At 59.0% G+C, this 22,754-nt stretch carries 15 protein-coding genes and 5 pseudogenes; 12 read left to right on the top strand and 8 right to left on the bottom strand.

Translation table 11 applies throughout. The features are described 5' to 3' along the window. Window positions 1–165 precede the first annotated feature (165 nt). From ltrA to HWY30_RS32360, 3 genes and pseudogenes are all read right to left on the bottom strand, one after another. On the bottom strand, window positions 166–1,824 hold the full coding sequence (ltrA, locus tag HWY30_RS32370) for a group II intron reverse transcriptase/maturase (RefSeq protein ID WP_090812695.1): 1,659 nt from the start codon (window positions 1,822–1,824) through the stop codon (window positions 166–168). 788 nt (window positions 1,825–2,612) lie between these two features. Further along, window positions 2,613–3,767, bottom strand: a pseudogene (locus tag HWY30_RS32365) (IS110 family RNA-guided transposase). A 234-nt stretch (window positions 3,768–4,001) separates the two neighbouring features. Continuing rightward, a complete protein-coding gene (locus tag HWY30_RS32360) occupies window positions 4,002–5,141 on the bottom strand; it encodes an IS110 family RNA-guided transposase (protein WP_090812697.1) in 1,140 nt (379 codons plus the stop codon). A gap of 130 nt (window positions 5,142–5,271) precedes the next feature. Here HWY30_RS32360 and HWY30_RS32355 point away from each other — a divergent pair. Continuing rightward, a pseudogene (locus HWY30_RS32355) lies at window positions 5,272–5,928 on the top strand (IS6 family transposase); the annotation flags it as partial. Between the two features lie 361 nt (window positions 5,929–6,289). Here the strand turns inward: HWY30_RS32355 and HWY30_RS32350 are convergent. Beyond that, window positions 6,290–7,581: pseudogene (locus HWY30_RS32350) on the bottom strand (IS256 family transposase). Window positions 7,582–8,302: 721 nt separating this feature from the next. On the opposite strand from HWY30_RS32350, the gene HWY30_RS32345 reads away from it, so the two are divergent. From HWY30_RS32345 to HWY30_RS32320, 6 genes are all read left to right on the top strand, one after another. Next, on the top strand, window positions 8,303–10,303 hold the full coding sequence (locus HWY30_RS32345) for an AMP-binding protein (protein ID WP_143037367.1): 2,001 nt from the start codon (window positions 8,303–8,305) through the stop codon (window positions 10,301–10,303). Next, window positions 10,300–11,343: a 3-oxoacyl-[acyl-carrier-protein] synthase III C-terminal domain-containing protein gene (locus HWY30_RS32340; protein ID WP_090812699.1), complete on the top strand. Its 1,044-nt coding sequence runs from the start codon at window positions 10,300–10,302 to the stop codon at window positions 11,341–11,343. The genes HWY30_RS32345 and HWY30_RS32340 overlap by 4 nt, the downstream gene beginning before the upstream one ends. Before the next feature lie 19 nt (window positions 11,344–11,362). Further along, complete coding sequence (locus HWY30_RS32335) at window positions 11,363–12,607, top strand: cytochrome P450 (protein WP_090812700.1); 1,245 nt, start codon at window positions 11,363–11,365, stop codon at window positions 12,605–12,607. Window positions 12,608–12,860: 253 nt separating this feature from the next. After that, window positions 12,861–14,030 carry a cytochrome P450 gene (locus HWY30_RS32330; protein WP_090812701.1) on the top strand — a complete coding sequence of 390 codons (1,170 nt, stop codon included), beginning with the start codon at window positions 12,861–12,863 and terminating at the stop codon, window positions 14,028–14,030. Beyond that, a complete protein-coding gene (locus HWY30_RS32325) occupies window positions 13,972–14,982 on the top strand; it encodes a spirocyclase AveC family protein (RefSeq protein WP_090812935.1) in 1,011 nt (336 codons plus the stop codon). Before HWY30_RS32330 ends, HWY30_RS32325 begins: the two co-directional genes overlap by 59 nt. Window positions 14,983–15,087: 105 nt before the next feature. Then, window positions 15,088–15,447, top strand: a complete 360-nt coding sequence (locus HWY30_RS32320) for a hypothetical protein (RefSeq protein ID WP_176078985.1) — start codon at window positions 15,088–15,090, stop codon at window positions 15,445–15,447. Window positions 15,448–16,748: 1,301 nt separating this feature from the next. Here the strand turns inward: HWY30_RS32320 and HWY30_RS32315 are convergent. The 3 genes and pseudogenes from HWY30_RS32315 to HWY30_RS32310 form a co-directional block, all read right to left on the bottom strand. After that, window positions 16,749–17,356 (bottom strand): annotated as a pseudogene (locus HWY30_RS32315) (IS256 family transposase); the annotation flags it as partial. Then, window positions 17,326–17,520, bottom strand: coding sequence for a hypothetical protein (locus HWY30_RS41150; protein ID WP_199731510.1), 195 nt, complete (start codon window positions 17,518–17,520; stop codon window positions 17,326–17,328). The gene HWY30_RS41150 and the pseudogene HWY30_RS32315, both read right to left, overlap by 31 nt. 63 nt (window positions 17,521–17,583) lie before the next feature. Next, window positions 17,584–17,763 (bottom strand): annotated as a pseudogene (locus HWY30_RS32310) (IS110 family transposase); the annotation flags it as partial. A 296-nt stretch (window positions 17,764–18,059) separates the two neighbouring features. Here HWY30_RS32310 and HWY30_RS32305 point away from each other — a divergent pair. From HWY30_RS32305 to HWY30_RS32295, 3 genes are all read left to right on the top strand, one after another. Continuing rightward, a complete protein-coding gene (locus HWY30_RS32305; protein WP_090812704.1) occupies window positions 18,060–18,602 on the top strand; it encodes a hypothetical protein in 543 nt (180 codons plus the stop codon). Further along, window positions 18,592–19,338, top strand: coding sequence for a beta-ketoacyl-ACP reductase (locus tag HWY30_RS32300; protein ID WP_090812705.1), 747 nt, complete (start codon window positions 18,592–18,594; stop codon window positions 19,336–19,338). Before HWY30_RS32305 ends, HWY30_RS32300 begins: the two co-directional genes overlap by 11 nt. A gap of 220 nt (window positions 19,339–19,558) precedes the next feature. After that, complete coding sequence (locus HWY30_RS32295; protein WP_090812706.1) at window positions 19,559–20,602, top strand: IS110 family RNA-guided transposase; 1,044 nt, start codon at window positions 19,559–19,561, stop codon at window positions 20,600–20,602. A 286-nt stretch (window positions 20,603–20,888) separates the two neighbouring features. On the opposite strand, the gene HWY30_RS32290 is transcribed toward HWY30_RS32295, so the two are convergent. Then, complete coding sequence (locus HWY30_RS32290; RefSeq protein ID WP_090812707.1) at window positions 20,889–21,221, bottom strand: hypothetical protein; 333 nt, start codon at window positions 21,219–21,221, stop codon at window positions 20,889–20,891. Window positions 21,222–21,309: 88 nt separating this feature from the next. Here HWY30_RS32290 and HWY30_RS32285 point away from each other — a divergent pair, with 88 nt between their 5' ends. Both HWY30_RS32285 and HWY30_RS32280 read left to right on the top strand, forming a co-directional pair. Continuing rightward, entirely contained in the window at window positions 21,310–22,008 is a 699-nt protein-coding gene (locus tag HWY30_RS32285) for a hypothetical protein (protein ID WP_090812708.1), read from the top strand. 6 nt (window positions 22,009–22,014) lie between these two features. Continuing rightward, window positions 22,015–22,698: a putative adhesin gene (locus HWY30_RS32280; RefSeq protein WP_176078984.1), complete on the top strand. Its 684-nt coding sequence runs from the start codon at window positions 22,015–22,017 to the stop codon at window positions 22,696–22,698. The last annotated feature ends 56 nt before the right edge of the window (window positions 22,699–22,754 follow it).

Raw genomic sequence — 22,754 nt, 5'->3', positions numbered from 1 at the left:
TCGTATCAATCCCTGGATCAGCCCCCTCCCTTTCTCTTCAAGCACTTACCCGCGTCTTCTCCTCCATGTAGGCTTAAGTAAGTGCCATTCCCCCTAAGAACTGTACGTGCAAGTTTCCCTGCATACAGCTCAAGCCTCTGCCAAGGCATCTTTCGACACCCGCTTTCACAACGTATTTCCGGCGTACTTTTGAATTCCATGACAACCGGGATGGTGCAGTTGAATGTTGCCCGCTGCAATCGACCCACCGTCGGTTCTTTTCACAATGAAGCGGGTAGCCCAAGGGGTACCTATTGCGATCGGTTCCTGACAGGTCGGACACAGGCCATCCTGCCTCAGCCAGACCCGGTAGAGCTTCGCGCGGCCCCTTGGCAGGTTCATCATCCTCTTGCCCCATCGGGTCTCGAAGTATGGTTCCCACTGTGGGTCGTGCGGATTGGCCCCGGCCTTGATCTTGACATGCCGCTGTATCGGCGTGTCCGCCGTTTTCAGCAGCGCGAGCTCCTTCTTCCTCCCATCCTCTTGTTTTTCGGTTGTGGCAAATACCCAGTTGCGGGTGCCTTGGGTTTTGAAGTATTTATCTTTGACCCAGCGGGCTCCTTTCTCTGGATGCCGTCGAACCGCCCATTGCCACAGCATTGACCAGACATACGTATCAACCCGAGCAAAGGTTTCCTTGGCGACCGCATGGCGGTGATAGTTTGCCCAGCCCCGCAGAATCGGGTTGAGCAGGCATATCAAGTTTGCTTGTTTGGCCGTCTTGTTGCCTTTGATGACTTCCCGGATCTTGTCAAGGTGCGCTTTGACGTTCGCTTTCGACGGCTTCATCAACAGCTTGCCGTTGTACTTGCGGATATTCCATCCGAGGAAGTCGAACCCTTCGTCGATGTGCGTTACCTTGGTCTTGTCCGGCGATAGGACGAGCCCACGTTCCGCCAGAAATGCGACCACCGCAGGTTTGACCTCGTGCTCCAGCCACTCTTTCGAGTTGCCGGTGATGATGAAGTCGTCCGCGTACCGCACCATGTGCATTTTCAGGCCTGTTCGCTTTGCAGCCGGGAATTTCTTCCTCAGCATCGCTTCAAGACCATCCAACGTCATGTTGGCCACTACCGGTGAAATAATTCCCCCTTGAGGGACCCCGGCATCGGTCGGGAAGAGTTCGTCCTGGTACACATATCCCGCCTTGAGCCACTTCTGCAGGATCACCTTGTCCGTGGGGATGTTGGCGACCATCCATGCGTGGCTGATCTCGTCGTAACAGGCCTTAATGTCGGCTTCCAGCACCCACTGCGCGCTTGTCTTTCTCGCGAGGGCGATGAAGCATTGCTCCCCCGCGTCGGCTGTCGAGCGCTCCGGCCTGAACCCATACGAGTCCGGGTCGGCGGTGGTTTCCGCAACCGGCTCCAGAGCAAGCAGATGCAATGCTTGCATCGCCCTGCAGCGCATCACGGGTATGCCGAGCGGCCTCATTTTCCCGTTCTTCTTCGGTATCATTACCCTCCGAAGCGGAAGAGCCGAATAACCCCGTCTCTTCAACGACGCAATCGCGTTGGTCTTTGCCCCCGGTGTTTTCCAGATGACCTTGTCGACACCGGGGGTGTTCTTGCCTTTATTTTCAGTCACCCGCTTGACGGCTAATGCCTTGCCGCTGAACGAATGGGCCAGCAGCCATTGCAAGGCTTTCACCTTGTTGTGCTTGCCGGCCTGTGTCCACTTCACAATACGCGCTTGCAGCCGTCTTACCTGACGCTGGACATCGGCCCAACTGATGCCGTCCCATGCCACGCCGGAAGGCGCACACGCTGGTGTTGCTGCGTCCATTTGCTTCCCCTCCGTTAAGATGGTTCTACCTACTCTCTTGTGACGAGAGACCACGAGGAAGTCTGCCCGCTTTCGCGTGGGATGATGTTGCAACCCCTATCCATCCGGTTACAGGATGGCGTTCGCTTTGTCCTCAATCCTTCGCCTGCATCGCCATGGGCAAGCCTTGCGGCTTGCTGTCCCCGAGGGGAGCGATACGGGATTTCCACGTTCCGCTTGCGAAAGCATGTCGGGTTAGGCGCCTGCTGTCGACCGGGAGGCGTATGGGTCACGAGAGCGTTTAGGTGAAGACGCTCTTCCCACCTCCATTGCCATTTTGGCTCAAGCGCAGTAGCCACTTCCGCTTGTTTAGAATAACGACCTTTATCGCAGATTCACATGTGTTCGCCATGCCGACTGTCTAGCACTCATCCGACGTGTGGCTGCCAGAAGGGTACGCCTCTCGCGATTGATACCCCGCATCTTGCGATGCTTCGTTACATTGTCAGAGTCGCTCTTTATTCAGACTCCTAGACTCGCCCGGTGACACGGGCGGTTCCCTCATGTCGAAGCGGGAACAGCTCCTGCAAGCAACTTCGTGTCGCAGTCACCACCTTCTATCCGCCGGCGTGTCGCCAGCCTCATCCTGCATGCGCGTTACGCCGGAATCTTTTCCGCGAACATGCCCCATCTGAAAATATTCGGTTGCTTCAGCAACCCAGTGTGATCACGGGCATGTTCACTCCAATCGTGTTGTTACGAAACTGCCTGACCGAACCTTTACCTCCTTCCTGCAAAACTGAGGGGACTCAAGCCGACTTAAGGTGCGCGCCTTCAGGTATGACTCCGTCTTTCAGATAGCGCCACAATGAAATGGCAGGACGTCGCGCTACTGCGACGATGGCGATGCGACGTGCGCGTCGGTTCGGTCCTGTGCCCTGTGTGCGTTGGTCAAACCATTTCGTTAACGCGCTGCCAGGCTGGTAGCGCAGCCAGGTCCAGGCGATCTCGATCAGCAGCGCGCGTACCCGCCGGTTTCCCTGTTTGCTGATCCCCTGGTCAACCTGGCTCTCGCCGCTGTCGTAAGGCTGCGGCACCAGTCCGACGCACGCACCGACTTCGCGGCGGTTGTTGAACTCCCGCCAGAACAACTCGAGGGCAAGGCGGGAAGCGGCTACTTCACCAATTCCCCTCAGGCGCGCCAGCGCATCACGACGCTGGCGCGCGAGTGCTGGTACGTTTGTCTGTCGCGTCTTCTCCAGCGCCGCAAGTTGCTGTTCGACGAGTGCCAGCCGTTCGCACTCGCGCAGTAATCGCTCACGCAACTCGCGCGGTAACGGCGCGCCGTCGTGGCAGTGGACCTCCCCGCGCTTGAGTCGGTCGGCGAAGGTGCGGTGCTCGACCGCGTCCCAGCAGCCGACCGTGGTCAGCAGCTTGCGCATCCGGTCGCGGTGCTGCAAAACTTCTTTTTGCAGTTGCCCGCGCTCGCGCATCAGGTGGCGCGATGCCTCGTCCTCCGGTGACGGCATGTGCACCACGTGCATGCGGTCGCGCTCGCCGCGCAGCCAGGCGCGCAGGTTGATGACGAGCTTGATCACATCGAGCCGGTCGGTCTTGGCGCGCCGCTGATGGCGTTCGACCGGAATGCTGGCCGGATCGACAACGTAGCAGTCAACGTGTCGGGACTGCAGCGCGCGACAGATCCAGAACGCATCCTGCCCGGCCTCGTAGCTCACGGCGATTCGTACGTCTTACGGTAACGACCACTTCTCCCGGTGGGACTCGATCAGGTCCAGCATTGCCTGCAGTCGAGCCGCGGCCTGCGGCTGTGCGACCGTGTGCACGGCCGGCTTCTCGCGCCGGCCATCGTGAAGCGCGACTTTCCATTTGGCCGCCGCGAGTTCCAGCGACACTGCCAGCACCGGTACGTCGCCATTACCCGTGTATGCCTGATCGGTACGCATGATGTTCTCCTGTGAGCAAACCTCAGCATGCTGATTTTAGGCGTCAGCTTGTCGAGGGCCTCGCTTCATAGGATCTGATATCCGCGGGTTGGATACCGCATTACAGAGGTCCGCCTCATGAGCCTGCCGCTAACTTCCGCCGCAAGTTGGTGATGCCCGTTGCGTAATACCATCGCGGGTTGCTCGGATGCCGGGCTGCGCCGCCTTCAGGAAACTCCTTCCGTTGTTCGGGGATCACACACAGGCCGCGGGCAGTTTGCTGCGAGGTATCGCAAGCGACATGGCCAGTCGACTGATGTCCCAGATGAACGCTGCCAGTTCGCGGGCAATAGCCACGACCGTGATGTTGATGGGCTTGCCTCGCGCGATCAGCCGGCGGAATCGTCGGCACAGCCGTACCTGGGCGTCCCAGGCGCGGTCGATGATGGCCTTGGGCAGACCTTCGAGACGGGCCTGGATTTCCGGACTGACGCGGGCAGGATGGCGGTAACTCCAGGCCGCTTCGACCAGCAGCCTTCGGGCGTAGCTGTTGCCGGTTTTGGTAATGCTGCCCTGCCGGCGTTTGCCTCCCGATGAATGCTCGGATGGGGTTACGCCGAGCCAGGCCATCAGCTGACGCGGGTGTTCGAAGCGGGACAGGTCGCCCACTTCTGAAACCATCCCGACGGCGGTAACGAACTGGACGCCCCGCATGGCCTGCAGGGCCAGCACTACCGGATAGAAGCGCCAGGAGATCACCGCTTCGCGCAGGGCTGTTTCGAGACGGGCGCACTGCGCAAGCCGGTCCTCGATCGTGCGCCGGTGTTCGTCAAAGGCAAGGTGCTGCCAGGCACTGGGAAACGAACAGCGGCCCAGCCAGCGACGGTGCGCCTCGCCCCAGTTTGCGCTGCCGGTATAGCGAACGCCATGCGCGAGCAGGAACGATTTCAGTCGATGCCGTGCACGCCGCAGATCCTCGCGGGCAGCCGCCCACGCGCGGGCGAGGTCCCGGAATGCCTCGTCTTCAATGCCGGGCACGTACACGGCCGACAGGTCGTCGGCGCGCAGCGAGCGCGCCAGCTTGATGGCATCACGCCGGTCGGTCTTTACGCGCTCGCCCGGCTTACGCGGGATCAGTGAAGGTGCGCAGACCATGCAGTCGAAGCCCTTCTGGACGAACTGACGGTACAGCCCGTAACCACATGGCCCTGCCTCGTACACGACGCGTACGTGCGGCGCCTTGGACTGCAGGCGCGTGCACAGGCGATCGATGTCGGCCCCGGTCGTACCGGTCCTGCCCAGCACTTCGACCTCACCCGCGTCGATCGCGTAGGCGACCGTGATCGAGTCCTTGTGAAGATCCAGTCCAACGTACACCGTGCTATCGTTTCGCATGCTGGCCTCCGTGGAGGAAATCGCCGGGGCGTGGCCCAGTCCACGCCCGTGCGGCTCTGACAGCAATGCTAACCCGCGTTCAGTTTCCCCACGGCGGGCCAGCCCCTGCCTCACGCAAAGTCATACTGCCTTCAGGTTCAGCCTGAGCCTGCGCGACATCGAGGAGTTGTTGCTAGAGCGCGGTGTCGTAGTCACATACAAAACGATCCGTTGCTGGTGTGACAAATTCGGCGCCGGATTCGCTCAGCGCGCCAGGGCGGTGCGGCCCAAACCGGGTAGCACGTGGCACCTCGACGAGATGTTCGTGAAGCTGCGCGGCGAGCCGTATCTGTTATGGCGTCCGGTCGACGAACATGGTGCCGAACTGGATGTGCTGGTGCAAAAGCGGCGCGACAAGGCTGCGGCAAATCGCTTTTTCCGGCGGGTGCTGCGTTCGAACCCGGTGCCGCGCAGGATCGTTACGGACCAGTTGCGCAGTTACCCGGCAGCAAAGGCGGATATTCCCGAACTCGCTCAGGTGAAGCACGTATTCGTCAAAGCGGCGGCACGCATGAACAATCGCGCAGAGAACAGCCATCAGCCGACTCGCAGGCGGGAACGACACATGTGCGGCTTTCGCGATGCACGTTGCACGCAGGCGTTTCTCTCATGCTTTGGCCCGATCCGGCAGCACTTCGCCTTGCCCAGACAAAAGATGAACGCGGCATGTCATCGCGCCATACTCAAGAAACGCATCGCCGCCTGGTATGGTTGGACAGTCGACGCTGAATGCGAGCAAACTATCTGATCAGGATACCTACGTTTAACCAGGAACATAGCCTATGCTCGTCAAGTTGACAAAGCCCATTTAGTCCCTCGTCGAACCGGAACATTCCAGCCTCCCGAGCATTTGCACGATCGTCGTCAGCTCTCTGACGTTAGCTTCGCCAAGGTCGAATTCGACACCGTTGGGTAACCGCACATGTAGCGCGAGTGTCATCGACGACCCCGGAGAAGTTGATGTCGGCGGCAACAACGACGCAGGTGGCGCAGAAACGACGGGCACAAACGCCGGCGCGGTACTCACATGCATCGGGCTTGTGGCTGTCGGACGGGGATGTCGATCGAGACATGGGGGTGTCCTGAATTTTGTGTAAACGGGTTGAGGTTTAACCCGGCACCAGCCGCTCTTCGAACTGGATCGTGAAGCGGTTCAGTGCGGCCTTCCAGTCGCGGATCGGCATCGTCCACTTCTTGCTGATGTTGTTCAGGGCCAGGTAAAACAGCTTGGTGACGGCCTCATCGGTCGGGAACGAGCTGCGGGTCTTGATCACCTTGCGCAGGCTCATGTTGATCGATTCTATGGCGTTCGTGGTGTCCCCCAAGGGGACTTCCTCCGGGCGTAAATCACCTTCCTGATCTCCGGTGGGTAATCGAAGAACGGAATCACTCGTGCCCAGTTGCGTCGCCAGTTCTGCCCGATGGACGGATAGTCCTTGTCCCACCTGGCCTCGAAAGCGCCCAGCATCTGTTCGGCCATCTCGATGGTCAATGAAGTGTAAATCGTCTTCAGGTCGGCGGCGACTTCCCGCTGCATTTTCCACGGGACGAAGTTCAGGCTGTTGCGCACCATATGCACGATGCACAGTTGCACGGCCGCTTTGGGGTAGACCGCTTCAATGGCTTCAGGAAAGCCTTTAAGCCCGTCGACGCAGGCGATAAAGATGTCCTGCACGCCGCGCGTCTTGAGCTCAGTGACCACCTGCAGCCAGAACTTGGCCCCCTCGGTCTGGGCGATCCACAGGCCCAGGACTTCCTTGTGGCCGGCCATGTTCACGCCGATGGCCAGGTACACCGCCTTGGTCCGCACCGCGCCGCTGTCGCGCACTTTGACGTGGATGCAGTCGAGATAGACAATCGGATAGAGCGCGTCGAGCGCACGGGCCTGCCAGACCTTCACCTCATCACTGACGGCGTCGGTGACCGCCGAGATCAGCGTCGGCGAGACCTCCGTGCCGTACATTTCTTCCAGGTGCCCCTGGATCTCGCGCACACTCAGGCCACGCGCATACAGCGAAATGATCTTGTCGTCGAAGCCCGTCCAGCGCGTCTGATGGCGCTCCACCAGCTTCGGCTCGAACGCCCCCTGACGGTCGCGCGGGATGTTGAGCGGCAACTCGCCAAACTCCCCCTGCAGCGTCTTGGCGCTATGACCATTACGGGTGTTGCCCGTGGCATTGGTCACCGTTTCGCTCTTGCCATGGCCCAGGTGGTCGGACATCTCCGTCTCAAGCGCTCGCTCCACCAGCATCTTGGCAAGCTGCTTGAGCAACCCGTTCTCGCCTATCAGGTCTCCCGGCTTCTGGTAATTCGCCAGCAGGCCGTCTGCCAGCTTGAAGAGTTCAAGATCGGGTTTCTCTCTTTTGTTGCGTTTCGCTAAACCAACCAACGGGTGCTTCAGGTTGATCTGTTCGCGCAGCGGTTGCCGAAAGAAGTCTCTCTCAGGCGTCTCGGGACCCATCTGAACCTCGTCGAATAATGCAGGATTCCCGCGTTAATGTGCCAGGTTCCTGCAAATCTCATAACACCATTTCAGGGTCAAAGCCTTGCCATACAGGACTTCGAAGATTGTTCAGGTTCGACTTATTAACCAGCCCTAGGAAAACGAATGCACTTGTACTAGACTCCACTACGATTGCATATCGCCAAACGAAAACAGGTTCATCATTTAGCTCCGTAAACAAATTTGGATATATCCGGACCAGCCTGAAAAGACATTGCCAGCCAGCGTCGGATTGCTTTTGGCACGAATAGGCGTCTGTCTTTCTGTGAACGCACGGGCACGGACTTCTCGGTGCGAAGTTCACCGCATTACATGCTCTTCCTTGCGATAACCAATTAGGCCGGATTGCGCCGATTTTTCAAGAATACTGGAATTAATTCAAATTCGATCCGCCGCAGCGTTACTGTGTGCGCCGCCGAGAAGCGCATTTAATTTACTGGCTTTACGTACGCCACGGAATGTGATTTCATGACACACAACCAAGTTCGATTTTTTATTTGAAATTACACTGCATTCCGGACATATATTTTTATTCCAACCGACAATTTCGGAATTCTTGCTACTGGGGAAACGCGTGATAAACGGATACCGAGCAGGAAGCCTGACCCAGTCAGGGACCTTGGTTGACGCCATCCGTCAGCATTCTGAAATCAGACCGCACGAGTTCGCTTATGGCCTCGTTTCATCGGCCGGCGACATCGAAACCTCGCTGACCTATCGTGACCTGATGGCGCGATCCAACGCAATTGCGGCAAGCCTGCAGCGAATATGCAAACCCGGAGATCGCGCCATTCTACTTTTCCCGGGTGGTCCCGACTTTATTACTTCATTTCTCGGCTGTCTGATCGCAAGCGTTATCGCTGTACCTGGCTATCCCGTACGGGAGCCAGGCTCGTCTGGACGGCCGGCTCGCAACTTTGAGAGGCTGTGCTCGATCATCGAGAACGCGCGCCCCGTCGTTGCGCTAGCCAACCAGCCGGTGGTCGAGCGGCGAGCCGAGTTAAGCGTCGCATCCGACGCATTCTCCGGTCTCCACTGGATCGCAGTCGAACGCATCGCGACAGCAGAGGTGCCCGTTGCGCCCATTGTCGCGCCTTGCGACACTGCGTTCCTGCAATACACCTCCGGATCAACCGCCGCGCCCAAAGGGGTCACGATAAGCCATGCCAATCTGCTATCGTTGTTTAAAGATATGGATGCGAGTTGCCTGCATGACCAGTCCTCGGTGATGGTGACATGGATCCCCGTCTACCATGATATGGGCCTCATCTATGGCACTCTGCTGCCTTTGTACTTCGGCTTCCCTGTCTATTCACTGTTGCCGGCGGCGGTGCTGCAGCAGCCCGTACGCTGGGTGCAGGCGATAAGCCGCTTCCGTGGCACGCATTCCGCTGCACCGAACTTTGCCTTTGAACTCTGCGTCCAGCGCGTCTCGCAAGCATCCAGAATGGAGCTCGACCTCTCATCCTGGCAGGTCTGTATCAATGGCGCAGAAACAGTCCGACCACAAACGCTACAGCGTTTCGCAGATGCGTTTGCGAGCTGTGGAGCGCGGCACGATGTGATTCGTCCAGGATATGGTCTGGCGGAATGTACGCTGAAGGTCACCAGCGTCGCGGCCAGACAACCTGCGCGACGCGTCCGGCTCGATGCCGCAGCTTGCGAGCGAGGCCGCGTGGTCCAGTTGCATCCCTGTTCGGTGGACACGACTGGGCGCAGCTTTCAAAGCTGCGGCTGGACGCATATCGGGGCAGACATCCGCATTGTCGACCCAACCACCGGCGAAGAGTGTGACGACGACGCACTAGGCGAAATCTGGGTACGCAGCCCGAGCGTGGCGCAGGGGTACTGGAACCAACCGGAATCGACTGTGGCTACGATGCAGGCCAGGCTTGTGACCGGGGAAGGACCCTTCTTGCGCACCGGAGATCTCGGCTTCGTTCTCGATCATGAGCTGTACATTGCAGGTCGGGTAAAGGACCTGATCATCATCCGCGGCCGAAACCTTTATCCCCAGGACATTGAATCGGCTGCAGAGGCGGCACACTCGGCAGTACGCCTTGGGCGTTGCTGTGCATTTGCGATAGATCTCGGCGACAGAGAGGGACTTGTGCTGGTCGCAGAAGTGGAGCGCACCGAACGACACGGCTTCGACGCAGACGAAGCTTTCGGAAAGCTCATGGAAGCTATCGCCAGGGAGCATGAGGTGCAGCTACACGATGTCGTGTTCGTGCGTACAGGCACCTTTCCGCTCACATCGAGCGGAAAGGTGCAACGGCAAGCGGCGCGTGAAGAATATCGTGCGGGCTCACTTCAGGTGGTCGCGCGGATGCGCGCAGCAACAACCTCCGAGCAGATCGTCGTGCCAGATCCGTTTCAGGAGCGGCTGATCAGCCTGCGGAGATGGCTCACCGATTTCGTAGCGAGCCGCTTGCACATCCCCGCAACGCAGGTTTCCAGCGCCGAGTCCTTCTTATCCCTCGGGCTCGATTCCCTCGCGTTGCTGGAGATGACGGGGACACTGGAAGAGCGGCTCGCGCGGGTCCTACCTGCGACAATTGCGCTCGAGCATCCTGACATCGATCGCCTTAGCCGATATCTTGCGGAGCACACCTCATGAAAATTGCCGGAATCAGGGCTGCGGTCCCATCGCGCACCGTAACCAATCGTCACATCGAAGACATGGTCGCTGAGCACAGCACCGAACTTGGCGAACGAGACTTGCGTGAGGCCCTCCGGCGCGTCAGCTTCTTCCTGACCTATTCCGGATCTAGGGAACGTCGCTGGTTGTCTGACGGCGAGGTACCTTTCGACCTCCTGTCGCAGGCTGTGAGCGAGGCAATCGCGGAAGCGCAACTGCAGCGTTCGGAGATTGACCTGATCGTCTACACCGGCGTCGACCGGGGCTTTCTTGAACCTGCGATGGCCTATCTGATCGGCGCAGCACTAGGTATGCCGCAGGCGCACTGTTTCGACATCGTCGACGCATGCATGAGTTGGACACGCGCGGCGTTTGTCGTATCAAGCCTTCTGTCCACCAGTCAGTACAGAAATGCGCTGATCGTGAACTGCGAGTTCAACATGCGCACGGATGGCCGGGTCAATCCGCGCTGCTTTCGGCTGGGCAATGTCGACGAAGTGGAGTGGAATCTTGCGGCGTATACACTGGGCGAGGCAGCCAGCGCAACAGTGCTGGTCAGAGACGATACAAGGCTGTGGGAGTTCCATTTCCGCAGTGAGGCGCAGTACAGCGACCTCTGCAGCGTGCCGCTCGACGCCTACATGGGATACTGCGTGCCTCAGCCACGCCTCGGTCGTAATGGGCCGAACTATTTTCACTCCTTCGCCAGCGAAATGTTTCGCGTAGGCAAGCCTCACGCCATCGATATATTCAATCGCCTTTCTGTACCTCACGAAGAGATCAAGGCGATTTTTCCGCACGCGGCGTCCATGCAGGCGTGGTGGGAAATGGGCACAAAACTGGGGGTGCAGGACAAGATCCAGTCTATCTATCCGGACCTTGGCAACCTCGTGTCCGCCTCGGTCCCTGTGGCACTGGCACGGGCTCGCGAGGCAGGGTCGGTTCGCGAAGGGGACCAGCTAGCAGGCTGGGTCGGCAGCGCAGGTATGTCGTTCGCGTCGTTTGCTTTCGCGTTGTAGAAGATCGCACGGAGCGAACATGGACTTCGCCAATTTCACGACCCCAGACTTCTACGAGAACCCCTACCCCTTCTACACCGATCTGCGGAACGAGGGGCCCTTCGTCAGTCTGATGCCTAAAATCTGGATGACAGGCAGGTACGCCGTTGCAGAAACGGTGCTCCGGGACCGGCGTCTCGGCCGGTGGCACGAGGAGTACGTGCGACTGCGCTACGGGGAGGATCGCAAGGACGATCCTGTTTTCCAAGTCTTCTACCAGATGGTCCTGATGCTGAATCCGCCCCAACATACGCGAGTTCGGGCGCTGCTGATGAAAGCGTTCAACGCGAGTCACACGGAAGAATTCGCCCACCTCTCCCTGACCGTCGCCGACGACCTGATCGACCGGTTTATCGATCACGGCTCAGCGGATCTGGTCAGTACCTACGCGCTGCGGCTGCCGATCATGGTGATCTGCAAGCTCCTCGGCCTGGACGAAGCGGATACCGGACCGTTTGCCGAGGAAATGTGGGCGCTCACGGTTCCATTTTCCCGGGCTTTCGAAGCATCCGGCATGTCGAGTCGCGAAGTCGATGACGCCAATGCCTCGACACTCAAGTTGCAGGCATTCTTTCGCAGTGAACTCGACAAGCGCCGGCGGCAGCCCAAAAATGACCTCATCTCCCGTTTTCTGCAAGTTGAGGAAAACGGGCAACGAATGAGCGACGACGAAATCGTCGCCAACATCGTTTTCCTGTTCGTCGCGGGCCATGAAACGACGGCCAATATGATCGGCAATGCGCTCGTCGCCCTGCACCGGCACCCCGCCGAACTGGAGCGGCTGCGACGCGCCCCATCGTTAATTTCAGCTTGCGTTATTGAGTGCCTGCGCTTCGACAGTTCCGTGCAGATGGCATTTCGTGATGTGCTCGAGGACATGGAGTTAGACGGTTACCGCTTTTCCCGGGGCGATACGATCTTTCTCTGCTCCGGTTCCGCCAACCGCGATCCCGCGCGCTTTATGGAGCCGGATCGATTCCAGATCGGCCGCGCCGACGTCGACAGCCGGCAGTTGCTGAACTTTGGTGGAGGACTGCACTACTGCCTGGGCGCACGACTGGCGATGATCGAACTCGAAGCTGCGATTGGCACGCTTTTGAGGCGCCTGCCGGACCTGCGCATCCCTGATCTCGACCGTCTCGCCTGGCATCCATCGAACACGCTGCGCGGAGTCGAGTTGCTGCAGGTCACATGGAATTTCCGGTCTCGGCCGAATTTCGCATGAAGCAAAAATATTGACGTAATCGGAACGCATACGACCGGCTGACCGAATTCCGCAATTCAGGAGCGACCATCGTGCATTTCGCTGATTTCGGTGAGCCCTCGTTCCACGAGAGCCCCTATCCGTTCTACGAACAGTTGAGGGCGGCTGGCCCCCTCGTTAGTCTACTGCCCCAGCTATGGATTACCGGCCGCTACGCGGTAGCCGAAAGCTTGTTGCGCGACCGCCGCATGGGTAAGGGTTATCTGCAATACGCATGGGTAAGGGTTATCTGCAATACATTCGCTCCCGTTATGGCGACGAACTTGCGTCGGGCGCTGCGTTTCAGACGTTCGACCGCTCATTGCTGATGATGAATCCGCCCGATCACACGCGCTTGCGTGCACTGCTGATGCAGGCATTCAACGCCCGGCACATCGACGAGTTCACGCAACTGGCACACGATACGGCCGACCATCTGATTGATCAGTTCGCTGCTGCGGGCAACGCTGATCTTGTGAATGGCTATGCACTGCAATTGCCACTCATCGCGATCTGTCGTTTGCTCGGCCTCGATGAGGCGGAAACCAGCCTGTTCACGATCCGGATGTGGCGCCTGACCCAGTCGTTCACCCGTGCGCTCGAAGTCGCGAACATGAGCGGCGCGGACATCGATGACGCTAACGAAGCAACCCGCAGTCTTCATGAATTTTTCAAAGAGAAACTCCATCAGCGCCGCAACAGTCCGGGGGAAGATCTGATCTCGCTGCTCCTGCACCTTGAGGAACGTGGCGCACGAATGAGCGATGAGGAAATCGTCGCCAATATCATTTTCCTGTTCGCTGCAGGTCATGAAACGACGTCGAACATGATAGGGAACGCGCTGATCACGCTATTCAGGCATCCGGAATCACTCGATCGTGTTCAGCGCGATGAGTCTCTGTTGCCCGCATGTGTACTCGAATGTCTTCGTTACGACAGCTCGGTTCAGATCGCTGCGCGCGAGGTGATCGAAGATTTCACGTTCGAAGGCGTGTCGCTTCGGCGCGGAGACACGGTCGCGATATGTCTGGGTTCCGCTAATCGCGATCCCGAAAAGTTCGCCGACCCAGACCGGTTCATGATCGACCGCCCCGCCCTTGATGCGAGAGAGCTCGCCAGCTTCGGCGGTGGCCTGCACTACTGTCTCGGCGCACGTCTTGCAATGATCGAAATCACCGTTGCGCTGCGAACCTTGTTAAAACGCTTACCCGGTCTTGCACTAACGAATCTGGACAAGCTGAACTGGCACGCCGCGAACACGCTCCGCGGGGTCGAATCGTTGCATGCGATGTGGGCTCTTCGGCGCGAGCGGGAACCGATGGGAACAATAACCTCTGGAGACCAGTATGTGCACGAATCAGAATACCGGAATGGATGCCGGTCACGCTTCGTTGACGGTACCTGAAACGGTCGTACGGCAACCCGTGCTGTGGTGGGCGGGCGCCGGCGCCGTGTTTCTCGCGTTGCAGGCATACGTGTTGCTGTCATGGGTATTGTCGCCAGATTTTGCATCCCGTGGCACAGGCGTCGACCCCGTTCCAGCGCAGGTCAGGACGTCGGCGTGGATATCCCAGTTCAATTCGGTCGTCGCGTTCCTCGTTTGCGCTATCTACTGCGTGCGCAGGTCACGCCGAGAAGGCTGTCTGACATGGGACGCGCTCCTGATGATCGGCGGGCTTTCAGTATGCTGGCTTGACACGGCCATTAACTACTTCCGCTCCGTCGTCCTGTACAACGCCTACATGCTGAACTGGGGATCGTGGAACGCGCATATCCCCGGTTGGGCATCCGGATCGGCACACCCGACGCCCGAACCCTTGGTCTTCGTCACTGGCCTGTATGGGTGGTGGTTTCTGCTATTCAGCGCGGTATTCTGCGGTGTCGCGCGTCGGCTGGAACTGCACTGGCCACGCATTGGAGTACTCGGGTTAGTGCTAGCGGGCGTCGTGACGCTCAGCCTTCTGGATGCGCTGCTTGAACTGATCTTCGTTTTCTCCGGCCTGTATGCGTATGCAGCTGTCGTTCCTGGATGGACGCTCTGGTTGGGCACCGTTCATCAGTTTCCGCTTTACGGTCCACTGATCCTCGGGGTGCTTTGCACGATTGTAGCGATGCTGCGATATGGCGCGCGCAAGCAGCGCTACTCATTTGTTGAGCGCGGCTCGGACGAATTACCGGTATCAGCTCCCGTGAGAACGGCCATCCGGATCCTCGCAATAGTTGGATTCATGAATACCGTGTTCGTCATCGCGGTGTTCGCGCACTGGTGGATTGGATCTCATGCTGAAGGGCCACTACCCGTTCCAAGCTATCTGGTCCTCGACAATGCGGACAGTACATTCAACTGCGTTACGTGAAGCGTTGGTCGGGTACTGTCACGTCAGATACTATGAGGGCAGTAGAAGCGAAGCCTGAGGAGTAAAACGGAATATGCAAACCGTTTTCTTCATGGGAGCACGCAAATGGACACGCCCGGCATGACCCGTAGTGGGCAGGATGTAAAGGTGGTCGGCTCGTTGTATGTCGCTTTCGAGTTGGGCGACAGGAGCTGGAAGCTTTGTCTTGGCGATGGCGTTCGCTCGCCGAGCGGGTGTACGGTGGCTGCCGGCAATACCGCGGCAGTCCTGAAAGCGATTGCGAGAGCGAAGGTGCGTTGCCGCCTGCCCGACGACGCTCCGGTTCGCAACTGCTACGAAGCCGGACGTGATGGTTTCTGGCTGCACCGCTGGGCGAGCGCGCAGCCGATCTCCAACCGTGAGGTTGACCCGGTTCGACGGATAGATTTGCAGTTGAGTTCAATGCGGTGTGGTACCTCCCGATAAGGTTGAATCGCGGGTTGTCCACGGCCGGGCGGCGGGTCGCCTGTCACGACCACGACGCTGCCCGGCGGTGGGCAACCCGCGCGGCGATAAGCTTTGACCTTGCGCATGCAGGTTTTCGAACTCGAGCGGCGAACAGTAGCCGATGCTGCTGTGCAGGCGGCGTATGTTGTACCAGCTCGTGCGACACGTGTCGCCGTCCGCCGGACGTAAATCGGCAATGTAGTGGATGGCAAAGTCTGTTTCTGTCTTGTCACGCGCGGCTTGCCGTGCCGTGACCTGCCGTACGACCGGCAGTTGCCTACCTGGACGTGCGTGACTGGTAACGGTCGGGTGCGAAGCTCCAGGGACAACGTCTCGTCGAAAGACGTCATCACTGGCGACGGTGAATGACGACGCTGCAAGCCGCAATGCGGCGTGGAGGCCAGGCAAGTTCCGCATGCGCAACAGATGTGAACCGTTGATAAACCTCGTAAACAACAACGGGCCGAAGCGGCTTACAGGCCCGAGCCAAAAAGGCACGCAGCTGGATGCTCCTTTGGGTTGTAGGAGCACGTCGTCGCAACGCTGCCGCGGAAAAGACGGGCGCTAAACGGACAGGCCCGCTGCGAGGAGAAGTTCAAATTGCATCTGGGTCGGCAGGAACGGGAACGTGGTAAGCCCGATTCTCCGCCATCGGTCTGAAGTCGGGCCCGTGGCAGGTGAGCCGTGAGGCAAGCTTTTGGGGGAGTGGGTAAGAGAACGCGGAAAAAGCGAATGCCGGGCTGTAACCGCCCGGACAGGGGTTCAAAATTTGCCCCGACCTGAAAGGGTGCTGACTTCCGTGTGGTGCAGCTGTCGCAGACGCGCACCTGAGGTCTCAGAAAGGCAGCTTGAGAGTGGCCGGCGCAAGCTGGTTCAGCGCCCTTCCCCTGAGTGATCAGGTAGACCGACGACGCGAGGGTTTGCGAAGGCCCTTGTGCGGTTCCGGCAAGGCCGGCGTCAGTGCGACGCTTAACGCGATGCTCGAGCCGTATGCGGGGAAACTCGCACGTACGGTTCTTCGGGGGCTCCGTGTCCGGAAGGGCACGGGGCTACCCAATTCCAGAAACGAGAACAGACGCCGCCGTGCCTGTTCGTGGGTCGCGAAGTGTTCGCGACAGAGCAGTTTGGCTTCGAGTGTGCCGAAGAACGACTCGCATATCGCGTTGACGCTCCTATGTCAAGCGAAGGCTGTAGAGTCCGCTAGATCGGCGAGAATGAGAGGGTAAAGTTCTCGCACTATGTACGGGGGTGTCCTGAATTTTGTGTAAACGGGTTGAGGTTTAATCCGGCACCAGCCGCTCTTCGAACTGGATCGTGAAGCGGTTCAGGGCCGCTTTCCAGTCGCGGATAGGCATCGTCCACTTCTTGCTGATGTTGTTCAGCGCCAGGTAGAACAGTTTGGTCACGGCCTCATCGGTCGGAAACGAGCTGCGGGTCTTGATCACTTTGCGCAGGCTCATGTTGATCGATTCTATGGCATTCGTGGTGTCCCCCAAGGAGACTTCCTCCGGGGCGTAAATCACCTTCCTGATCTCCGGTGGGTAATCGAAGAACGAAATCACACGTGCCCAGTTGCGTCGCCAGCTCTGTCCGATGGACGGATAGTCCTTGTCCCACCTAACCTCGAAGGCGCCCAGCATCTGTTCGGCCAGCTCTACGGTCGATGAAGTGTAGATCGTCTTCAGATCGGCGGCGACTTCCTGCTGCATTTTCCACGGCACGAAGTTCAGGCTGTTGCGCACCATATGCACAATGCACAGTTGCACGGCCGCCTTCGGGTAGACCGCTTCAATGGCTTCAGGGAACCTTTGAGCCCGTCGACGCAGGCGATAAAAATGTCCTGCACGCCCCGCGTCTTCAGCTCAGTGACCACTTGCAGCCAGAACTCTCCGTTTCAAGCGCTCGCTCCACCAGCATCTTCGTGAGCTGCTTGAGCAACCCGTTCTCGCCTATCAGATCTTCCGGCTTTTGGTAATTCGCCAGCAGGCCGTCTGCCAGCTTGACGAGTTCAGGATCGGGTTTCTCTCTTTTGTTGCGTTTCGCTACGGTCATCTGTGCTCCTGTTGCTGACAGTCTCCTGCCAAATGACCGTTTACACAAAAATCTTTACACCCTCCAGTAGTGCGACGAGCCGCACGCTTGCATGCCAATCACGCACGGTTCAAGCGTTGCGAAATACCGAAGCACATCCGCGCGTCTCAGCTGTTTGCGTACAACAATGTGGCCTTGCAAATCCACTGCGTGAACCTGCAGCAGATTCTTGGCCAGATCCAGTCCAACAATCGCTATCTTCATGATGAACGCTCCTTTGCCGTGGATATCACGACCTCTCCACTCTGGCATAAATCTCTCGCTGCGTAGTGGGAGTCGTCCATCACATCAGAACGCACGGCGAAACGGCCGACGGACAACGCAAAGCGCTCGCGTTCGCGTTCGCGTTCGCGTTCGCGGAAAACTATCTCGCGGTTGACACGGGTCAACCAGCTTCTGACTGCCTCGTGTACATTGGACGCACTGCTGCCGCGCACGCATTTTCCGCAGCCTCTCGTTGCATGCATGCGGACCGCTTCATCACGTCAGGATGATCCATCATGGCAGGCAAATCCGTCACACCCTTCGATCTGGACCGCGCGAATCTCTCGTTTGCGCTGCAAATGGTGAGTTTCAGCCACGAAGCCCGGCAGCAGGTTTCCGAGTTCGAGATGCAGCGCATCCGGCGCGATCTGGCGGCGGCGCATGCCATTCGCAATGCGGTGTCGACCGCTCATGACTGGAGCGAACTCTCGGCGTCTTACCAGTCCACGGTGCGCGATTACATGGCGACCACCACAAACCTCTGGCAGCAAGGGCTGGACTCTGCCGTGCGACTGCAAAGCCAATTCAGCGAAGGCCTGCGCGAAGCGTTGGCGAGCTGGCAATCGGCCTGGAGCGAGCAATGGCCGACGCATGCCCCCATGAATCCGGTCATGCTGCCGTGGCAGGAATGGCTGCGACGTATGGCAAGCACGGCGGCGGGCATGGCCTACGGACAAGCGGGCCGAGGCGACGTCTCCAGTCAGGTTACGCCGGTGACTTCGGCTAAATCGCCGGCCTCCAGCAACCGTCCGGAGCAGGGAGAGCATCATGCCGGCTAAGCGCGTAGCTTTCATTACCGGTGGCATGGGTGGCTTGGGCGCCGCGATCAGTCGGCGTCTTCACGATGCGGGCATGGTGGTCGCCATGTCGCACTCCGAGCGCAACGATCACGTTGCCACCTGGCTCATCCATGAACGCGATGCCGGTCGCCATTTCGTCGCCTATGAGGCCGACGTCTCCAGCTTCGATTCGTGCGCCCATTGCGCCGAGCGCGTGCTCGCCGAATTCGGTATGGTGGACATTCTGGTGAACAACGCGGGCATCATCCGCGACTCGACTTTTGTCAGGATGAACAAGGAAGATTGGGACAAGGTGCTGCGCACCGATCTCGATTCCATGTTCAACATGACCAAACCGCTGCTCGGCGGGATGCTCAAGCGGCAGTTCGGGCGGATCGTCAATGTCAGTTCGGTGAACGGCGCGCGCGGCGCGTTCGGGCAGACCAATTACGCGGCGGCCAAGGCAGGCATTCACGGCTTCACGATGTCGCTCGCGCTGGAGGTGGCCAGACACGGCGTGACCATCAACACGGTATCACCTGGCTACCTTGCCACGGCGATGACCGCGGCGGTCCCCAAGGACGTGATGGAAACGAAGATCCTCCCGCAGATTCCGGTGGGCCGCCTCGGTCAACCGGACGAAATCGCAGCCCTAGTGGCCTTTCTCTGTTCTGACGACGCCGGTTTTGTCACCGGCGCGGATTTCGCCATCAACGGCGGCATGCACATGCGATGAAAGACGACAATCTGGCGCGCGTCACACAACTTCCGGCTAGGACAGCGGCATTGCCCGGCAACGGGCAGGACTCGGCGCGGTGCCTGCCTCATGATGCGAGGCGAGGAGGCACGGACGGTTCATACGGCGGTTCTGATGTGATGGACGACTCCCGCTACGCAGCGAGAGATTTATGCCAGAGTGGAGAGGTCGAGATATCCACGGCAAAGGAGCGTTCATCATGAAGATAGCGATTGTTGGACTGGATCTGGCCAAGAATCTGCTGCAGGTTCACGCAGTGGATTTGCAAGGCCACATTGTTGTACGCAAACAGCTGAGACGCGCGGATGTGCTTCGGTATTTCGCATCGCTTGAACCGTGCGTGATTGGCATGCAAGCGTGCGGCTCGTCGTACTACTGGGGCCGGGAGCTCGCGAAGCTCGGGCATACCGTTCGACTGATCGCCCCGCAGTTCGTCCGGCCTTACGTAAAGAGCAACAAGACCGACGCGGCCGACGCTGAAGCGATCTGCGAGGCAATACAGCGACCGCACATGCGCTTCGTACCGGTCAAGACGCAGGCGCAACAGACAATTCTGTCGCTGCACCGCGCACGCGCCGGGCTGGTCAAGTCGGGCACAGCACTGGCCAACCAGATCCGTGGTCTTCTCGGTGAATTCGGCATCGCGCTGCCACAAGGTATCCGGCTGCTGGGGCAACGGGCCATAGCGGCGCTATCCAGTCACGACAGTGAGCATTGCGAGCCGTTCCGTGCGTTAGTCCAGATGCTCGTCGAGCACCTGCGCGAACTTGGCGACAAGGTGGCTGAACTGGAAGGGCGTATCCGCGCGATCCATCGTACGGATGCGCCCGGCCAACTTCTCGAAACCATACCCAGAATCGGCCCGCTCACCGCATCGGCCTTGGCAGCCTCAATCGGGAACCCTCGAGCCTTTCGCAGCGGCCGTGAACTCGCTGCATGGCTGGGTCTGGTCCCACGCGAGCATTCCTCGGGCGGGACACCGCACCTGCTGGGCATCAGCAAGCGCGGCGATACAGCACTACGAACGCTTCTGATTCACGGCGCCCGCGCGGTTATACGCATGGCAGCCTCCAAGCCCGAGATGGCTGACTCCTGGCTGATGAAACTGTGTCGACGCCGACACAAAAACATCGCTGCCGTAGAGCTCGCGGCAAAGAATGCGCGGACAGCCTGGGCCATGCTGATACGAGGTCAGGCCTATCAGGCTAGCCACGTGCCGACACGATCCAGCACGACGGATTGACAGATCCAGCGTTTAACATCGCGACAGCGTCCACTTTCCAGAGGTTGCTTGAGCAGACTTCAATTCGATGACACAACGGTCGGACCATGGTGGGTCAAACCCGCTTTGCACCATGGGCAACCAGGCCCGAGGTTCTGATGGGGTACCCATTCGCGGATATACATCGCGGGCCAGCAGCGAGTGCTGCGAACTGAGCCCGGATACATGGCTGCAATCTCGACCCAATGCCAGAGAACCCGGACTGCTTGACAACAGGGAGTCGTCCATACATGGTGCAAATGGCTGGTCAGGCCGAGATTTTTCCTATCGGTATGGATACCTTATCGATTGAACAGGACGGCATTCCAGACAGCGGGAGCAGCGACAAACCGCGCCCGGCCATCATCTCGACCAGGTCGCGCAGGCTGAGCTTGTAGGGGTATGCGTCCTTTTCGTGCAAAACCTGGAGCTTTTCTCTGAAATGCCCTGATTTTTCAACGACTTGCAAGATCGAGCTTGGTGCATCGCTCGCGCAAACAGAAAGCCTTGCTGGATGCGGCTCACCGGGGGAGACCGCCAGATTTTGCACGAAAAGGACGCATACCCCTTGAAGGCCTACCGCGAAGAGGAAGAAGGGCATACCGCCGCGCACGCGGCCGCATCGTAGTTTAACTGGCGGGCGTCCAGCTCATCACCACGCATCGTCAATCGCCTAGAGTCTTTGAATCATGCCGTCTACCATCCCCTACGATCCGGCGCTAGCGCTCGGAAACCTCGTCAGTGCTGCCCGCCTGGTGACGTTGGAGCAAATCTCCCAAGCGCAGGCGCCCGCGGATGCCGCCGAGGACACGCTCAACTCGATGATCTCGACCAAGCGTTCCCTCGACATGACCTCGCAAGAACTCGCGGGCATGGGAGTGGACACGTCAGCCGTCGACTCAGAGTCCGTCGATATGGGCAAGCAGATCGCCACTGCGGCGGGAGAATATGCGAAAGCCAAGATCGCATCGCTCAAAGCGATCCAGCCGCTGAAGGCAAAGCTTGGCTCGATCACTGGCTCCGTCGAGAGTCCGATCGATTACAACCACACGCAAATCAAGCAGATGCCGTTGTCGGCCGACAGCCTGAATATGAACTGCCAGTACTTCGCGCTTGATCAGAATACGCAGAATTCCGGCACGCATGCGTCGAAGATCGCAACATTCATTAGCGGTCAGGTTGATATTTTTGGCGATGATTTTGCATCGCAAGCGTCTAGCTCGGCTGCTGGTCAGGTAAACAGTCAAACCCAGAATCACAGCATCCAGTCAAACCCAGAATCACAGCATCGCTGGCACGCTGGTCGTAGCTGTGACATGCACGCACAAAGATGCGCTGCTGCTTGCACCGTCACGGGTAGCGTTCAGACGCCTACTTTGGAATTTTAAAACGTTATGATCAGTACAACTAAGGATGATGCGATTATTGTTGGACACGGCACGTATAGGGGGGGTGCAGCAACCTTTACTGTTCCGGCCGGTGTTGAATTGCACATCTCTCAGACGGTCGGCTCAGCAATGACGGTCAGCGCTGCCGGGATGCTGCTGTCGAATACCCCGGTGAACCGCGGTGCGCTGATTCATCCGCCGAAGGGCTATGACGATTTCGCGGCGTTGGGCCTCGTCACGGTCTACGCTGCCGGCGCAAAGGCACCCAACCTAATCCTGCACGACATCGGCGCGCAGGCAGGCGCGATCAACGGCTGGGCAGCCAAAGGGAACAGCGCAGTAGTTCTCGTCAACGCGGACGCCCTTCTCGCCGACCTTCTCACGAGCAACCCGATTGTGACTGGTCGTGTAAAGGCTGCTGTATCGGCTGGGAAAACGGTCAGAGTGTTTTGGGCGGCGTGCGCAGTACAGGAACAGAGGCCCCAGTTCCCGAGCGTCTACTTCAATGGTCGCGCAGTGGCGCAAGCGGCATTGGCCTATTCCAGAGCGAATCCGACGAATATACCTGCAAAGAACGCCGCAGCAGCAGCGGACCAATGGTCTATGAGCCGCCCGGGCGATACGGCCGGCACTGTTGCGGCGGCGGCCAAAATCGATGTGACGACGGCGAGTCTCCTCAAACCGCTATAGCACAGGACGATTAGAGTCGTCTCCGATGCCCGCCGCCTAGCATCGCTGTCAGCAGC

The organism is Paraburkholderia tuberum STM678 (assembly GCF_902833905.1).
Classification (GTDB): Bacteria; Pseudomonadota; Gammaproteobacteria; order Burkholderiales; family Burkholderiaceae; genus Paraburkholderia; species Paraburkholderia tuberum.
This window is presented reverse-complemented; position numbering and strand designations above follow the sequence as displayed.

Excerpts from the sequence above, each read along its gene's own strand:
- HWY30_RS32330 (WP_090812701.1), top strand. The coding sequence starts at position 12,861 with ATGGGTAAGGGTTATCTGCAATACATTCGCTCCCGTTATGGCGACGAA.
- HWY30_RS32360 (WP_090812697.1), bottom strand. The coding sequence starts at position 5,141 with ATGCGAAACGATAGCACGGTGTACGTTGGACTGGATCTTCACAAGGAC.
- HWY30_RS32335 (WP_090812700.1), top strand. The coding sequence starts at position 11,363 with ATGGACTTCGCCAATTTCACGACCCCAGACTTCTACGAGAACCCCTAC.
- HWY30_RS32295 (WP_090812706.1), top strand. The coding sequence starts at position 19,559 with ATGAAGATAGCGATTGTTGGACTGGATCTGGCCAAGAATCTGCTGCAG.
- HWY30_RS32290 (WP_090812707.1), bottom strand. The coding sequence starts at position 21,221 with ATGCCCTTCTTCCTCTTCGCGGTAGGCCTTCAAGGGGTATGCGTCCTT.
- HWY30_RS32300 (WP_090812705.1), top strand. The coding sequence starts at position 18,592 with ATGCCGGCTAAGCGCGTAGCTTTCATTACCGGTGGCATGGGTGGCTTG.
- HWY30_RS32285 (WP_090812708.1), top strand. The coding sequence starts at position 21,310 with ATGCCGTCTACCATCCCCTACGATCCGGCGCTAGCGCTCGGAAACCTC.
- HWY30_RS32280 (WP_176078984.1), top strand. The coding sequence starts at position 22,015 with ATGATCAGTACAACTAAGGATGATGCGATTATTGTTGGACACGGCACG.
- ltrA (WP_090812695.1), bottom strand. The coding sequence starts at position 1,824 with ATGGACGCAGCAACACCAGCGTGTGCGCCTTCCGGCGTGGCATGGGAC.
- HWY30_RS32340 (WP_090812699.1), top strand. The coding sequence starts at position 10,300 with ATGAAAATTGCCGGAATCAGGGCTGCGGTCCCATCGCGCACCGTAACC.
- HWY30_RS41150 (WP_199731510.1), bottom strand. The coding sequence starts at position 17,520 with ATGACCGTAGCGAAACGCAACAAAAGAGAGAAACCCGATCCTGAACTC.
- HWY30_RS32320 (WP_176078985.1), top strand. The coding sequence starts at position 15,088 with ATGGACACGCCCGGCATGACCCGTAGTGGGCAGGATGTAAAGGTGGTC.
- HWY30_RS32325 (WP_090812935.1), top strand. The coding sequence starts at position 13,972 with ATGTGCACGAATCAGAATACCGGAATGGATGCCGGTCACGCTTCGTTG.
- HWY30_RS32305 (WP_090812704.1), top strand. The coding sequence starts at position 18,060 with ATGGCAGGCAAATCCGTCACACCCTTCGATCTGGACCGCGCGAATCTC.